Origin of the sequence: Saccharopolyspora sp. NPDC050389 (genome assembly GCF_040655595.1) — a bacterium.
GTDB lineage: Bacteria > Actinomycetota > Actinomycetes > Mycobacteriales > Pseudonocardiaceae > Saccharopolyspora.
Genome location: NZ_JBFAKG010000063.1, coordinates 12,587 through 29,965, shown reverse-complemented (window position 1 = coordinate 29,965; position 17,379 = coordinate 12,587). Strand labels below are relative to the sequence as shown.

At 66.3% G+C, this 17,379-nt stretch carries 1 protein-coding gene (running past one end of the window); it reads left to right on the top strand.

Annotated features, from left to right (window positions below; genetic code table 11):
- A protein-coding gene (locus AB0I53_RS33005) for a hypothetical protein (RefSeq protein ID WP_358611869.1) crosses the window boundary here: on the top strand, nucleotides 1-17,379 show its 3' end. 20,856 nt of this gene lie to the left of the window's left edge; the window shows 17,379 of its 38,235 coding nt (coding positions 20,857-38,235); the start codon falls outside the window, past its left edge; the stop codon is at nucleotides 17,377-17,379.

Here is a 17,379-nt window from a genome sequence, read left to right as displayed (position 1 = left end):
GCCGGCCCGTCCACTCAGCCGCCGCCGCGGCACACCGCACCCGATTACGTGGTGGGGTCACAGCCCGGTCTGGAGTGGGAATTGCAGGGCGTCGTGCGCGGTGTGCAGGATCGCTTCAAGATCCAGATTGGAACATTGCGCGGTGTTTCCGGCTGGGACGAGGTCGTACAACGTCTGCAAGCGTCTGACAGTATCCGAGCCTACGGGGTGTTGTTCGACAGCTCGAACGGCGCGGCGTGGGGACTAGAGCGCGATCAGGCGGAGCTGTGGGCTTGGCGCGGCGGCCACGGGCAGCCCCTGTCGGAGGTTGCCGAAGTCGCGGAAGGCGCCCTTCACCTGTTCGTGATCGACGGCAACTACAAGGTGTTGCACGGCACCACGGTGCCCGTGACGTACCCGTCGGTCCCGTCCGAGGCGCTGAAGCGCGATAACGTCCGAGGCGGCGTGGCGGCGGTTGACAGTTTCACCGAGGCGACGGGACTGGATCCGGAGGTACAGACGTTCCCGGGCAAGGCACCGGCGTTGTTCCGGAGCCTGTGGGAGTTGGCGGAAGCCGCGGACTCGTTTGATGCACTGGTGCTCCGGGAGGTGCGCGGCGGCGTCAGCGAGGCGTGGCATCTGACCCGGCAGGCCGTGCTGGCTGGGGAGACCCCGCCCGAATTCGGCTCTGAGGCACTGAACGAGCCGGTCAGGTACGGCGTTTACGTGGCTGCCGATGGCATGAGGATCGCCCACGACGTGGTGATCGATCCCGCGACAGCCCCTGCGGTGCTGTCCCGGCATGTGCTGGTCACGCGCATCGACGGCGGGCGGTTGGCGGCTGAGGGTTTCGAAGCGGCGACGGGCAAGTCTCTGGAGCTGCGGCTGCTCGGCGGTGATCCCCGTGAGGCGAGGGCGCGGCTGCGTGCGGCGGCCGTTGTTGCGGATCTTGCCGGGGTCGTGGTGGCGACGGCTCCCGTCGCCGGGAAGGCGTGGGTGCTGACCCGGGAGCAGGTGACGCGTGAGGAATTCGGGCCGGAGTTCTCACGGAGCGGGGTTGACTACTACGCCCACGCGGTCGACAGCGCGGGCGAGACGATCGACCTCGACCTGGACCAGCTGTCGCGCACGGCGCAGGCCGAATACGCTCCGCTGACCTGGACGTCGGAGGGAATGCGTCAAGCGGCACAACACCTTGCGATGCTTGGGGAACCACGGGTCGACATTCAGCGACACGCCGAATTTCGGGCGAAGGCGGAGCAGGCGTACCGCGCCTTGCGCGCGGAGTCGCGGGCCTTCCTGGCCGCGCTGGACGAGCCGGACCGGGACGCCATCACCGCGATCGTCACCGACGTGCTCTACGGCACCAAGGAGGCGGCGACGATGCTGGTGGCGACACCGGAACTTTCGAACTCCTCTTGGCGGTCCGCCACCAGCTTGCTGGACGCTTTCGCGACGCACCTGCGGACGAATCGGCCTGCTCACTTTGGTGAGATCGCCCCGCAGCTGACGGTTGCCTCCTCTACTACTGCGGCGGCGCTCGCCGGGGAGGAATCAGCAGATACGGCGGCGCCGCCTGTGCCGGTGGCGGTTGATCGGGTGATCACCCGTCAGCAGCTGATGGAGAACGTGGATGGGGGGCGTGAGGCGCGGCAGGAATTCCAGAGCGCGCTGCGTGATCTGGAGCTCCCGGTCATGGAGCCGGAGCCGGTTCTGTTGAGTTCTGATGCCGGTGATGCTCGGCGTCGCCTGGAGAGTTTCGCAGAGAGGGATGTTTTTGCTCAGGCGGTGGTAGTGCGGCTGCCGCGGTCCGGGGAGGCTGGGCAGGCTTGGCGTGTGACTGTTGTGGAAGTGCGGATGTGGGCGGAGTTCGACGATTTCCCTGATGGTTTTGAGGATAGTTCCTCCGATTACTTCTTGTACGCGGTCGATGATCAGGGGCGTGTGGTTTTTGGCGGGTCGTCGGGTACGGAGTCTGTGGCGGAGGAATCGGCCGGGAGTGGTGTTCGCGATGAGGTGGAGTCTGGGGTTGATCACCCCGGTTTCCCAGCCGATGGGATGCTTACCGAACGGGCCCGCAGGATCCGGCGTCGATGGCGTTCCTGGCACCGCGGTTACGATCGGGTCCTCCGCCTGTTCCGCCGCATCCGGCATGGGTCTCCGCTGGTGCGGTCGCAGGGAATCGTGCCGGAGGATGAATTGGTCAGGGGCGATGATGTCGCGTCAGGCCCGATCCTGCCGAGGCGGACGCCCGATGTGATCGACAACGACACGTTGGCGCGCCTGGTACCGGGTGGCCAGGAGGCTAGTTCGGATTTCTTGCGGGAGACGCAGATTTCTCCCGTCGAACCTCCCCACATGGTGCCGCGCGCGGCGGATGTTCTCGATGGGCAGTCTCCGCGGCCGCAGACACCGAGCCAGCAGCACGGGGAGCAGCAGGCTGCTCCGGATTCGGTTGACGGGCTGACCTGGACGCTCGACGACTTGGCCGCAGCGGCGGAGCGGCTTCGGGACGCCGAGAACGAGCGCCTGTCGCCGGAGGAGCGAGCCAGTGCCGAGAGCCGCTTCGACCAGGCGATGAAACAGGTGGAAAACGCCGGTGCCGGCACGACGCTGGCCAGGCAGCAGAAGATCTTCCTGACGGGCCTGGCACCGGAGTACGTCGAGGCCATCAGGACGATCATCGCGCTCGCGTTGATCGGCAGTCCGGCGACGACGGGAGCGTTCGCGAGGACGCCGGAGTTGAACTTTGCCCACGGGCGCCAGGCTGACGTGTTGCTGAAGACCTTTGTGCAGCAACTGCTGGATCATCGGCCGGGATCGTCGGCGTCGGCCGCGCAGGTGCTGGCGGCGGAGACCGCCAGGCGGTCGGACGAGGTGAGCTTGCCGTCGGTTGAGCCGTTGACGGTGCGGCCCGCGCCGGAATCGCCCGGCGGGTGGGGCGGTGCGCGGGACAGGTCTTCGGACAACGACGGATCTTCCGTGGAGTTCGATGAAACCGCTGCCGACGATCAGGTGATCGAGCACGAGAATCCCGACCAGGAATCGCGTGCGAACGCGGCCGGCGTCGCTGGTGGTGAGGTGATCACCCGTGAGCAGCTGAGGGACAACGTGGTCGATGGGCCCGAGGCGCGGGAGAACTTCCGGCAGGCGCTGAGGAATCGACGCCTGCCGGACGCTGAACCGGAGCCGGCCTTCTTCAGCGACGATGCGAATATCGCCAAGTCTTTGCTGACGGCTCTGGCCAATGCCGGTGCGTTCGTCGAGGCGGTGGTGGTGCGGCTGCCGAAGACCGGGGCGTCCGAGTTGGACGGGCAGGCATGGCATCTGAGCGTCGAGCAGGTGCGGGGCTCGGAATTCCCGGCCAACTTCGAGGACGCTGCCTCCAAGTACTTCCTGTATGCGGTACGCGACGACGGTAGTGCGTTCACCGGCAATTCCCCGCTCCCCAGCCTTGAAGGCGATCCTGGGGTGAGGTCGGAGGTGTCCGGGCCTCGTGTCGGTGGGCCGGGGCCGGAGGTCATGGGTGAAGCGGGGGGAAGCTCGGCCAGTCGTGTCCCCGACGGGTGGGTCGGCGCGCGGGACAAGTCTTCGGACAACGACGGATCACCCATGGAGGTCGATGAAGAGGCGCCCGCTGAAGTACTGGCAGTGGAGCCCGGTTCCGGGTCGATGAGCGCGCAGGACGCGGAATGGGTCCGCCGGATGTTCGCGGGTTTGGAGCTCCGGGCCGCGGATGCTTTCGCGCGCGGGGAGGTCAGTGACCATCCGACGCGCGGTCCCCGGCTGTTCGGGAACACCCGGATTCGGCCGGTTCCGGCGGCGTTGGACGTCGATCTGATGGAGTTGCCGCTGCGCCAGGTGTGGGGACTGTTGAAGCGCGCTGACATGATTCGTTCGGAGTTGCCGGACGAACCGTTCACGCCGGAAGCCCTCGACGAGGCTGGGCGGGACGTCGTCATCTTGGAGTCGGACTGGACAGCGGCTGACCGTCAGATCCTGCAGGAGCTTCCGGAGGAGTTCCGAACCGGTTTTCGGCTGCCCGCCAAGCGGGAGATCGCGGTGGCGCGGTCGGCGATCTGGCTGGGTGGCCCGCTGGACGGTTCGCCGCGGACGACGAAATTCATCGAGGGCTTGGCGGCGACACGGCGCAAGTTCAATGGCCCGATGGTCCTCTTCACCGACGTTCCGCGGGCGGATATCACCCAGGCGTTGAACGGGCTCGCGCTGCGAGCTGATCGGCTCGACAGTGTGCGGCGGATGGTGCGGATCGCCGGGCAGCTTGGTATGTGGGTGGTCAATATCGACGAGCTTCCGCTGGCGAAGGTGTCCGCGCCGGTGGTCGAGCGGGTCCTGATGGACCGGACGAAGAGCAGCCCGTACGGCTATGTCCAGGCCAGCGATGCGTTGAGATGGCTGCTGAGCTTCGCGCTCGGCAACCTCTACCTCGACGGCGACGCCGTCCTCGATCGGCCCCAGGTGTTCCAGCAGGTGCATGTCTCGGATGTCGGCTACCGCTTGCTGGAAAGGCAACGCGAAGAGCGGGAGGACGCCGGTGGGTTCGTCAACAACGACGCGATCCTCATGTCCAGGGGGCACCCCAAGGCACTGGGTTATCTGGGTACATATGCCCGTGCCGGAGAGCTGACACAAATCGACCTGTTCGGAGATCGGCTCTACAACCGGCCGGCCGAATTCTTCGACGAGAATCGCAATGGGATGTTCTGGCATGATCATGGTTCGGTCACGGGCAGAACGGGTCCGGGCTTGCTGGCGAGTGTCCGGCGGAATACTGGCAAATTCCACCTGCTTCCGGGCGTGAGCGGAAGTTTTGCCAATTCGTGGGCGGCCGCGGTCGTCCCGTCAGCGGAACCGAAGATTGTCCAGGAGGATCATGCGAGGTCGGAGGAGTTGGTGGCCAAGGTCGCCGACGTCCTGATCTTGTATCTTTACAACCGGCCGCACGACATGTTCTACCCGGCGGTCAGGAATCTGCTGAGCCGGCACGAGAACCCTCAATTGGTGTTGCAGGCCGCGAGTACCTTCATCGCGAGTGTTCCGGCGTTTCGTTCCCGGGCCGCGTCGGTGACCAACGCGGAGTTCCGCAATCGCGAGTGGCACCACGTGGCGACGACGGCCACGCTGGAGGAACTGTTCACTGTGACCGGTGGTGACGCGCTGACGTGGCGTGGCTACCTGAGTGGGCCGGCGCAGCTGAAGCGTCCGCCGGCGGAGCTGCTGCCGGAAGAACTCATCACGGCGGGCGGGTGGCGAAACGCCCTGACGCCGGTCGCCTCGGCGCACGAGAACAGCCTGATGGACTCGCTCCTACGCTGGCGAGTGGCTGATGAGGCGGGGCACTGGTGGAACTACGGCATCGCGGCAATGGGACCGGCGCTGCTGAACCACCTTGATTTGCACAGGCGTATGCGCTGGGCCCAGACGAAGGTCGCGCTCGACTTCGACGACGTGAGGGACATCATCGAGTCCGTCGACTTCGAGCGGGTACCTGGCGGGGTGGACGCGCTCATCCTGATGTTTTCCGGAAAGCCGCACGTGACGGCGGTCGTCGCCGGCAAGAAGGACGGCGAGTGGTCCCGTGCCTGGAACGTGATGTCGTCCCAGAATGGTCGCCCCCTTCTCGTTGACACGGCGAACTTTCAGGAGGATGGGGAACTGCGACAGGGCGAGTTGCGAGCCACTCTGTCCGAATATGACGAGTTGTACGCCTCCGCGGTCAACGTCGATGGCACCCCTCTCACGGTGGCGAACGCCGGGGGGCAAGCGAACGCCGAGAGGCCGCGATGGGATCGGAACCTGGCCCTTGGCATGGCCGCGCACCTGAAGTCGCTGGAGTCTCGGACCGAGGCCGGCACGGGCACCCTGCGCGCAGCGCAGGCGGAGCGCCTCCGTGCGGCGTATCAGCGGTTCGACGAGCGTCCGGCGGACGACGATCAGGTCCTGGCCGCGACGAGGAGTTTGTTGGGCGGTTTCGGCCTGGAAGAGGCCGTCGAAGTGATCACGCTGCACGCCTGGCGGGGAGCCGAAGCGGTGAGACGGCTGCTGCCATCCGGCTTGCCGAGCGATCTGAGCCAGTTCGTGCGCGCGGTGGCGAAGATCATCGCGTTGGACGTGGCCGGGGCGATGGAGTCGCCGCCGTTGGATCACCTGCGCGAGGATGCCTCCGCTGAGGAGATCAAGCTGACTGTCCGGCGGCGAGTCGGCCAGTACCTGACCAGCCTGCATGAGGCTGCTTCGGGGTTCACGAACCTCGACGACATTACCGACGAGCAGGTGCGCGGGGACCGTACGCGGCAACTGGAGCACGCCAGGCGTGCGGTGGCTTTGATCGATGGCGCGGCCCTGCGTGAGCGTGGTCTGACGGCGGAGCAGCTCGCGTTGATCGTCGCGCAAGACCTTGACCCGCTCGATGAGGTCTCGTCCGCCCACAAGGTGGTGCGGAAGATCGCGGGGCGCCTGGGCATCGCGATCGCGGAGCCTGGCAGTCAGCCGGCACACGTGGTGAGCGGGAACGTCCCGGCAGGTGTGGTGTCCGCAGGGGGCGCGGTAGGGCTGGATCGGCCGGGCGGCGGCTGGACTGCCGAGGGCGTCGTGTCTCGGGCGTTGTCGAAGGGGGAGTGGCCGTACTCCGGCGATGCCCTGCATTCGGAGCCCTCGCGCCGCCTCCGGGACACCGTGAAGAAGCTGGTGCAGGATGCGGCGCCGGGCGCTCTTGGTGGTCGGGAGTTCATCGACGGCAGCCTGGGCAAGGCCGTTGTGGTACTCGCCGCGCATGAGCTGTGGGATCCCAGCCGCCGCTCCCGCGGCTGGGAGGTCGCGGTGTCCGACACGGCTGATCTGGTCCGGGAGATCATCACGGACCTGGCGGGTGTGCCCAACCCCCAGGAGGTGAGCCTCGAGAGCTTCGAGAGCCGGGACGAGGCACGTGCGTGGGTCGACATCAACGCCGAACACATGCGGCAGATCGGCTCGTTGTTGCACATCCCCGGTGCGTTGTGGCGCCACCCGGACTACGACATGTTGTGTGTGTATGCCTTGGGGGCCTTGTACAACTCGATGAAGACGGGTGAGCCGTTCAGGTTCGATCCGACGGGCGATCTGTCGAAGCGGGTACTGCCGTCCGATGTCGTGCGTGAGTTCGGGGTGGGTGGTTTCACCGAATACGACGGCGGGCGGAACAGCCTCATTGATGTTGGTCGTGAGCTGCCTGAACGCGGCGTTGGCGTGGCTATGTGGACGGTCAATGGGGATGAGTACCACCTGGTGGGGGTCTGGCGGAATTCCCGCGGGCAGGTGTGGGTGCTCGATGCGTCCACGGGGTTGCCCGCCGCATTGCCCGGCGGAACCTACTACTTCGGTGTTGTCGACGCGAGCAAGCTGGATGGAGGGCTCATCCGGTTGCCCGGTCTCAAGCCCGGCAGCGATGACGGGCGCGACGCGCAGCGGCGCCTCACCGAGATCGTGGAGCCCGGGCTGCGCCGGGACCGGGTGTCCGCCTATCCGGCTGTCGACCGTGCGACGTTGGAGGAGTTCGCCCAGGGTGACGGTGCGATCGGTGAGTTCCGTGCCGCTACGGGTCGTGATCCCCGGCCGAGGGTGATCGCCGCCGGTGATGACGTGCGGGGAGTCTTCACGCGGCTGGCGGGGCAGCAGGATGTCGATCAGGTGTTCCTGCTCGAAGACGTGCGGGGTGGTCTGCGGACGTGGCGGCTGACCGGTGACGATTTGCGAACGGGGAATGTGCCGGACGGCTTGGGCGGCGACGACGCCGTCTACTTCGTTGACGTGGCCGATGTCGATGGAAATCTGATCGAGGTCGGTTCGGAGCCGGACGCCGGCCTGGTGGAGCAGTCGGCGGGGACCGTGCGTGAGCTGGGGCGGCTCACGGACCTGATGTACTTCGTCGACGACGTCCGCGGTGCCCGCCGGGCGGTCGCGGAGCGGTTCGGTGGGGCGTGGGAGCTGGCGCGGGTGGTAGGCGAGTTGCTGCCGTCCAGCAACGAGCCCGGGTCTGATGTCGTGGTGCATCATCAGCTGCGTCGGCTGGGGGACGTGGTGCGGTTCCTCGACGCCAGCACGCCCGGCGCGTTGGTGGGCTACGTGGGTGGGGACGACGCTGCCGTCAAGGTGACCGGTGCGGCCCCGGAGACGGTGCGCGGCTGGGTGAGTGGTGTCGTCCCCGAGACCGGAGATGCTGGGCGGCTGCGGCTGGCCGCGCTCGAGAGGGTGGTCAAGACCTTCGGTCGTCCGGCGAACATCCAGCGGCTGGACCAGCGGCTGGCGGACCTGACCACTCAGCAGCGCAGGCAGTTCAACCTGCCCGGGGACGTCCCCAGGTTCAGTGACGTGCTGGCGGTGTTCGCGCAAACTCCGGCGAGTGACCGGGTGCGGTTCGTCGACGACCTCGCACGCGTTCTGGGCCTCGTCGAGTCGTCGTCCGGGGAACAGCGTGGTGGCGGCTTTGTGGGCGGCCACGAGCGAACGGAGCGTTTGGAGCGGACCAATGCCCCGGCCGAGGCCGGCGGCGGGTGGGTCGGCGCGCGGGACGAGTCCTTGGACGACGACGGATCCCGCATGGAGGTCGACTCGGCCGCCGTGGTCGCTCCGGACGATGTGCTGATGGGGGAGTTGCTTCGGTTCTTGGAGAACGAACAGGACGCGCCTTCGGTTCGGCTGACGCCTTCGGTTCGGCTGACGCCTTCGGTTCGGCTGACGCCTTCGGTTCGGCTGACGCCTGAGGTGCTGCGTGACGCGGCGGAAATGCTTCGGGCAGCCGAGCCGCCGCGGCTGCCGCGGACGGACGCGGAAAAGCAGGTTCGTGAGGACCTGCGCACGGCGGGAAAGAACGTCACGAAAATCACGGAGCGGGCGGCGCTGGCGCAATCGGTGAGGGATTTCCGGGCCAAGTACCAGACGACGTGGGATCACATCAGGTTGATCGCCGTCCATGCGGCGGCAGGCACGGCCGCGGCGCTTGACCTGCTCAGGAATTGGGGCTTGTTCCAGGGCCAGCTGACCCCAGTTTCAATTGAAACTGCGGAACGACTGGGTCGGGACGATGTCGCGACGTTGCTGGCTGACTTGATGCGGCGTGTGCGCGAGCTCGCCCCCGCAGACTCCGGTGGCTCTGGCGGTAACGCGGGCCAGGTGAAGCGCAAGAGTCCCTCGGAGATTCGGGGGGATGCGTTGAAAGCCGCGTTCCTGGCGAATCCGAATGTGCTGTTGGAGCCGGAAAAGTGGTTGGACCTGGCGGGCCAGACTTCGTTTGAGAAGTCTCTCCCTTATGTGCGGAAGAGTCTTGGTTCGGGCCCTGACGCGGCGGGTTGGGTCGTGTCCAGGTCTGGGAAGTACATGCTCGTTCCTGCGAAACAAAATGCTGCGGTATCGGATGTCGTGGGACCGGGTGGTGATGGTGCGGGTGATGGTGCGGGGTCGGTGGGGGATGGACAGGGCCGGTTGAACTGGGATGCTGTGCTGTACATGCCCGAGGTCAAGGTGTTGGCGGAGTTCGTCAAGAATCCTCGGAGTTTCATTTCATCGGCGAGGGTCGATGCGCTGCACGGCCGAAAGTCTTCCAATAGCTCTGTCACCGATATCAATGGGTTGTTGCTGGCGAATAATGTGGGGCGCATCTTTGTTGCCAATGATGACGTGTGGGGTAAGGGGTTGATATATGCGTCGACTGGCGCGGGGGATCGGTTGTTGTCGATGGACGAGATCCCGGACGTCACTCGCACACAGTTGTGGACCCATCAACGGTGGGATGGGTGGGAGCTGCTGGTGGGGAATGTTTGGCGGGTGTGGTTGAGTGACGATGCGGGGCGGTTGTTGTCGGACCTGCAAGCTCACCACCCGCGGCTGGTGGATGAGTCGTCGACGCGGGCAGTGGACGAACTGAACTCGGTCGGCGCCGAGACAGGGGTGGGGGAGCTGGTCGCGCGCGATGGCGGGAACCTGTGGCTGGAGCAGGCCGGGCATGCGGCGACGTTGACCAAGTTGGATGATCCGGAACTCGGCGAAAGGAACTACTCCGCGCAGGAGGTGGCGCGGAGGAAGCGGGGGCCGTCGGAGCCGGGGGAGGCGCGCGGTGTCAAGCGTCAACGTGCCGAGCGGAGCGCGGTGCAGTTGGCGTCGTTCAAGCAGATTGACCCGGCGTCTTTCGCGACCCCGGCGAAGCGGTTGCTGGCGTTCTATCAGGCGAATCCGAGTCGCCCCATACCTATGCGCATTCTGAACCAGGTGGGGTGGCCGGAAAAGCTGGGCAATCCCGTCCCTAAAACCACGTTCTCTGATAGCCATGCTGTGGTCCAAAAGAGCTTGGGTGACGGAGGGTTCGGCGCGAGCGGCTGGATTGTCGGCGAGCACCGTGGTGACGAGACGGCTTATCGGTATGTGCCCGCTATGCCGGTGGTCGATATCGCTGGGCGAACGGGGCACCGGTTCACCGCGGTCGATTGGGGGAAATTATTAGACGCAGGCGAGTTGAAGATGCTGCATTTCTTCGCGTCGAATCCGATGCGGGAGTTCTCTCGTGCTGACCTTCGGAACGGTAGCTGGGGTCCGAACTCTGACGTCAAAGATCATGCTATGTATCAAGTACTCTCGCGAGTCAGCATGGTGTTGAGGCGGCATGGTGCCGGAATCATCATTTCGCACACTCCCCGAAAAAAGCGTGGTGGTGAGATTTCGTGGTGGTATACGACGACCGGTGCGCCAGGGGATCGGCTGGTTGATCCGTCCATGATCGGCGATCTGGTGACCAGGGTGTGGCCGCGGGGGAATTCGCCGCGGGGTGAGGGGTTGTTGATGACCACGCCTGGGTGGTGGGGGTGGTTGAAGCGCGATGAGTTCGAGGTGATGCGTGCGCTGCTTGAAGCCCAGCCGGGTGAGTGGTTGAAGCCTGACGTTTTCGAGGAGCCTTGGGACGAGGTCGTTCCCACCGGGCCGGATCGGATCCAGAAGCAGTTGAACGCGGTCCTGACACCCCGGCCCGAGTCGGGTGGTGGGGAATCGGTGGGTTCGGGTCGGGTTGAGGTTGACGAGCGGGGGGTGATGTTCGTTCCGGGTCTGGGTGCGGTGGACCTGAAGTTGGAGGTGGCGGGGGAGTCGTGGGTGGGGGGTGTGTGGACCAGGGAGCGGGTGTTGTCGGCGGTGCAGGGTGTGTCGGAGCTGGAGCGGCCGGGTCTTGGTGAGGTGTGGGGTCGGATCTGGGCCGAGTTGAGTTCGGTGAGCCGCGACGCCGCTCGGGCTTTGGCGGGCGAGTCGGGGGAGGTCTTTGACGGGGTGGCGCGGGTGGTGTGGCTGCGGGCTAACCGGGGGGAGGCTGCTGAGTTGGTGGTCGAAGAGATCCTGGATGGTCTGGTGGCTGAGCAGGCGGTTGCGGGGGCACCGGCACAGACGCGGGAACAGGTGCCGGTGCGGGTATCGGCCGAGGCGAGGAATTTGTGGGTGGGGGGTGCGTGGACCAGGGAGCGGGTGTTGTCGGCGCTGAACGAGGCGCCTGGGCCTGGGTTGCCGCGGGTGGACGATCCGTTGCTTTCGATCTCGGTGCGCGGGATGTTGCCGGAGGGACTTGAACTCACCGAAGCCGAGTACGACGCTGTGACGCGGATCGCGTGGCATCGGACCGATCACGGCGACGAGCTCACCGCCGTGGTCGACGAGATCGTGAGCGGTCTGACCGCCGAGCGGGAACTGGCAGGCCAACAAATGACGGTTCCCGTTCGGGGACAGGCGGCCGAGTTCGGTGCCGACGCCGGCGGTAGTGCGGTCACCGGCGGTTTCCCGCTCGGCAGCCTTGAGGGCGATCCTGGGGTGGGGTCGTCCGGGCCTCGTGTCGGTGGGTCGGGGCCGGAAGAGGCCACGGGTGAGTGGTCTGGTTGGCCGGAGACGCCGGGGCCGCGGTTGCGGTGGGATCGGGATCTTGTTCTGGGGATGGCGGCTCGACTGGCGGCTGGGGACCGTCGTGGGTTCGAGCCGGAGGATGCGGTTCTCGCGGATGCGGTGCGGGCGGCGTATGAGCGGTTTGACGAGCCAAAGCGTGGTCTTGAAACCCGGCAGTTCTTGGGTCGTCGTAATTTGGCCGATGCCGTCCAGGTGATTGCCGTGCATGCCTGGAAGGGGCGTGCGGAGGTGTGGTCGTTCTTGCCTCCGGCGTTGCCGCGTGATCTGAACGCGTTTGTGCCGGCGATGGCGAACGTGGTCGCGCAGGACGTGAAATGGGCGATGGGGGATCCGGCGGCGGCCGCGCACATGGGTGCCGGCGATGGCGGGGTGGTGCGCGAGCTGGTGATTCGGCGGGCGGTCGGCCAGGTCTTGTCCGGTTTGAGCGAGGTGGCCCGGAAGTTCACGGATCTGGACGGCCTCCCTGCCGACGTCCGGCAGGAGCGCGCGACGCAGTTGGCGGCGGCGCGGCGGGCCGTGGGAGACGGCATCGATCCGACGCAGCTGTTGGACAATGGCTTGACCTTGGAGCAGGTCGCGCTTGTGGTGGCGGATCAGGTGGATCCCGCGCGTGCGGAGGAGTCGGCGCGTGACGAGGTGCGGTTCTGGGCGCAGGCGTTGTCTGTTGGCCCTCCGGCGTCCGGGCAGGCCGGGGCGCTGGTCGGGGATGTGCACGCCGTCGAGCCAGAGCCGCCGGTAGCTGTCGACGCACCGCGCGATGCGGGGGATGGCGTCAAGGAGTCCTCGCCCGATGCGCTGGATCTGCAAGGCATGAATCCGGACGAGGTTCCGGATCGGGCGAGGTCGCTGCGTGACTGGCTGAAGTCGTCGGTGGCCACTCCGGGAAGCGATGACGCCTCGACGGCAGTGGCGTCGGGTCAGCCAAGGCAAGGCGAGCAGGGATTCGTCATGGACCTGCGCCGGCCCGAAGAGGGGTGGACGGCTGAGTTTGTCCTGCAGAAGGCGAACGAAGGGGACGGGCGGTTCGCGGAGGGTGTGTGGTCGCGTGCGGTGGGGCTGGTGCGGGATGCGGCGCCGGGTTCGCTTGGCGGCCGTGAGTGGGCCGATACCCCGGTGGGTGCGGGTGTGGCGAGGCTTGCCGCGTCCGGGATGTCGCGGATCCATTCTTCGTCGGACGCGGCGCGGTCCTATGCGGACGAATTGGTCCGGGAGATCGTCACCGATCTGCTGGGGTTGCCGAATCCGCCGGTGGTGACCCGGGATGTGTTCAGCCGGGAGGAGGCGCTGCGGTGGGTGGCGGTCAACGACGGGTTCGCGTCGCAGGTGGCGGGGTTGGCGCACCATGCGGGCGGGTTGCGGCACCATGAGGACTACTTCTACACCTGCGTGCTGGCCACGGCGGCGGCGTATAACTCGCGTCAGCGGGGGGAGTTGTATTCCTTCGGTCCGACGACGCAGCGGGTGTTCACGGAAGAGGACGTCGTCGAGGCGTTCAAGATCGATGAATTCGTGCCCTATGACAAGGCCGGTCTGCTCTGGGAACTGGGCGAGCTGCCTGCCCGGTATTCCGGTCTGATTCTCATCGAGAACAGCGAGAAGCCCGGGGAAAGCCATCTGATCGAGGTGCGGCGGACCCCGCGCGGCCGGCTGGACATCATGGACAGGCGGACGGGGCTGCCGGCCGAGTTGCCCGACGGCGACCAGTACACCTTCAAACTCGGCGAGATCGTCGAGAGCAGGCTCACCGACGGGCTCGTCGAACTGGACGGGCTCCAACCGGCATCCGCCGACCGGCCCGATCCCCGCCAGCCCCGCCAGCTCGTGCGTGAGATCGGTGAGGGCAGGCGGGACAAGGTCCGGCTCGGCTACCAGCCGACGCTGAAGGCGATGCTGAACGAGATCAGCCTGACCAGGATCGCCGGCTTGGGCATGGATGTCGACCAGGTGGCCGGGATGATCGAGCGCCGCTACAACGTGGAGGCCGCGTCGCAGGTCAAACCGATCGACGAGATCGTGTGGGAGGTCGCGCACGACCTGAAGGTCGTCAAGCACCGGTCGCCGGACCTGCCGGAGCCGGTGGACGTGCCGATCAACAACGAGGCCGGCGACCCGGCTGCGGCAGCGGGCACAAGGCCGTGGCTGTATGGGATCGAGCTGTTCGAGAAGATGCACGCGGATGTGCGGCGCGGTGAGACGGTGCACGTACTTGACGACGGGACGGTGGGCACGCGGACCTACCGCGTCGTCGCAGCGGGAGCTGCCGAGCAAGGCGCGAACACGGTGGGCGAGCAGGTGCGTGCGGGGTTCGACTATGCGCGCGCCGTGCACCTCGCCGGGCAGTCGCTACCAGAGGATCTGCCGGCCGGCGAGGATCTCGTCATCGTCACCGAGCCGGGGTCCGCGGGGATCGTCCCGCCGCACGAGGCCGACCCGGCGACCGAACAGGTGAGGATCTCGGTCCAGGAGGACTTCAGAGCCAACCCGCCGGAGCAACCGACGGAGGCACCGGAGGTCTGGACCGTCGAGGACGTCAAGGCTCTGGCCGAGAAAGTCAGCGCCACCAGCGGTGACCGGTATTCGGTAATGCGGATGGTGCTCGCCGAAGCCAGCGTGAGACTGCTGGTTGACATGGTGGATGTGCAGCAATTTGCCAAGGCGGTCATGTGGCACCACCGCGGAGACATCCGGGACCGTTCCGCCGTCCGTGCCACGGTGAAGAAGATCGCGGCCGACCTCAAGGCGAGCAAGGCGGACGGGCGACTGATCAACGACTCGACGACGGTCACGTTCGAGGACAGTCGTGGCACCGCGCTCTCCGGCAGGGATGCGGAGACCGCGTCCAACGTTGGCCTGACATGGATCGACAAGGCGTTCCCCGGCGATCGAGAGCGCGACGGAGCCGACTCCACGCAAAACGCATCGAGTGCGAGTTCCGGCGTGGAGCCGGTCTCCGGCGCTGTGCGGCGGAATCTGCCACGGATCGTGCTGCACGTCTACGGGGACGCGAGCGAGCGCGGCCCCCGCAGTGGACAGACCAAGGCGGAACGGGTCGTCGCAATGATCCGCGATGCGGTAGGCCTCGTGCGCGGGCTGTATCTCGAAAGCGGCATGCCGCTGTCGGGGGCTCCGGACCCACGGGATGTCCCAGTGACGGTGGTGTCGCACGGAGAAGACGAGTTGCGGGCGATGTCGGAGTCGTCGGCGAACCTCCTGCGGCGGCAGGTGCGGATCGAGCTTGACGACTCGACTCCGCGGGCCGAGAGCGAAAGGTTCGACACGTGGCTGCGGAACCAGCCGGAGACCTTCCCGGTCCGTGACCTGAGCGAGCAGTGGAAGGAGGAGCCCCCGGTCGCGCCGAGAACGCCGGAGGAGCGACGGTTCCCGCAGTTGCCGGATGACCAGCGCGTCGATGAGCAGTCGGAGCTCATGGTCGCTCTGAATTCGTATGAAGGCGGGCCTGGCGTCACCCCGGCCGTCTATCAGGGCATCCTCGGCGCCCTCGAGTTGCAGAGGAACTTCCACGGCGATGACTCCAAGTCATTCGTCACTTTCTCGCCACAGACGGATTCCGGCATCGAAGGGCTGGCCGCGATCATCGCGCGAGTGCGTGGCGCTGGTGCAGGCACGTTCTCCGTCATGCTCGGGTATGGCGCGCCCTTCAAGGGGCGTGTCCGGGTTCTGCTCAACCTGGGTCGAGATGAAAAGGGCGAGCAGGTGTACATCGTCGATCCCGCGAACGGGGACAAGCTCAGGGTCGAGAACCTGGAAACGGCTCCCCGCAAGGAATTCGAGAACCGGCAGCAGGACGGGGTCACGGTTCGGCAGGAGGTGTGGACGCATGCGGTCCGCTCTGTGTCGGTGAGCGACGAGAACTCCGTGCGGTGGGAGATCAAGGAGATCCGGCAGAGCCGCTTCGAGTCCAGGATGAGGATCCAGAATCCGGTCACCCGCGAGGAAATGCCGGATGACGATCTGCCCGGACTCTTGCAGCTCTACGAGGTCACCGTCGACGCCCGGGGCAACCAGGTGATCGTCGCCCCGGCGGAGCCGAGGTACTGGCAAATCACCGACGCACCGGCCACGGCGTCTCAGTTCGGGGGATTGCGGTCGGTCAAGGCCGAGGGACTCGTCGAAGCGCTCAAGGCGTACGAGAAGCACAGCCGGAATCCGTCGGATGTCATCGCAGGGCACGCGCTGGAGCAGTTCGGGATCGGCGACGTCGGGGTGCGCGAGGTGCGTCAGCGGATGATGATCGCCAGGCACGGCGATCCGGGGCGGCCGGGTCCGTTCGCGATCATGTTGGTGCACGCGCTCGAGGAACCCCGTCCGGAGGCCGAGGTCGGTTCCCATCGTCGGAAGGGGCCGCCTGGGCTGGTGCTGCCACGCGCATACGTCGTGCGTTTCGACGGCGATGAGCTGACGATCGTGGACCCCCGGACCGGGGTAGTGGCGTCGCCGGCGGACTTCGGCCACGCCGGCGTGATCGAGGCGGCCGGTATTTCGGTGTCCACGCTTGTGGCGGACCCGGTCGACGCCGGCGGCGAGTACGTCAGCCCGCCGGAGAAGCCCGGTGACGCCGGGAATTCCGGTGCGCGAGTGGGCGGCGGGCCGGGCGACGAGCCGGTGACGGAGGACGACCCCAATCGGCCGTTCGGTGCCGGACAGTCGGGCTCGGGGGATGGGCTCCTGGCGGATGTCGCCCGCGAGCGCCCGGTGTCGGTGGCGGATTCGTCGGAGTCGGATCTGCGCGCGGAGATCGAGCGTGCCAAGGAGGTGGCGGAACCCGGCGATGTCGCGGCGGCCAACATGGTTGTGCGGCACACGCACGATGTCATCAAGTTGGCTCGCAACGATGCTCGCGTGCCCTTGGCGGATGTGGTGGCACTCGTCGCTGCTCAGCACCCCGGCCGCAGCCCTAAAAACCGTGCCTGGGCCACCAAGTTCTCCCAGACGCTGGCGGAAAAGCTTGGCACGCAGGGAAACAGCCTGCGCATCCACGCCGGAGCAGGGAGCTCCAAGCCGTCGGGAGTTGACTTGGCATGGGTCGCGGAAAGCGACTGGAGCAGTATCGTGGAGGTCTCACCCGAACATGTGTTCAAGTCTACGAACCGGGCGCCCGCCGACGTCACGACGAATGGCTTTATCGGCGGTAACGACAGGATCACGACCATCCACGATCACACCTATGCGGCCTCCCGCGACCAATACGTGTCGACGACCGAGGATCCGAATTATCATCACAAGAACGCTCTCTACCGCTACATGATTGACCCGCCGGTTACTGGGATCTCGGTGGCGGAAACCCTGAAAGCGCAGAACAAGAATTATTGGGTTCCGTGGGAGCGGGAAATCGTTTATCGCTATATTCGAGGCGAGGATATTATTGGGTGGTATGAGTACAGGAAAGATTCGAATTCGCTTTCCGGTATCACCCTGGTAGGGTTCTTCCAAAATGAGGGTTATCGCGGAAACTGA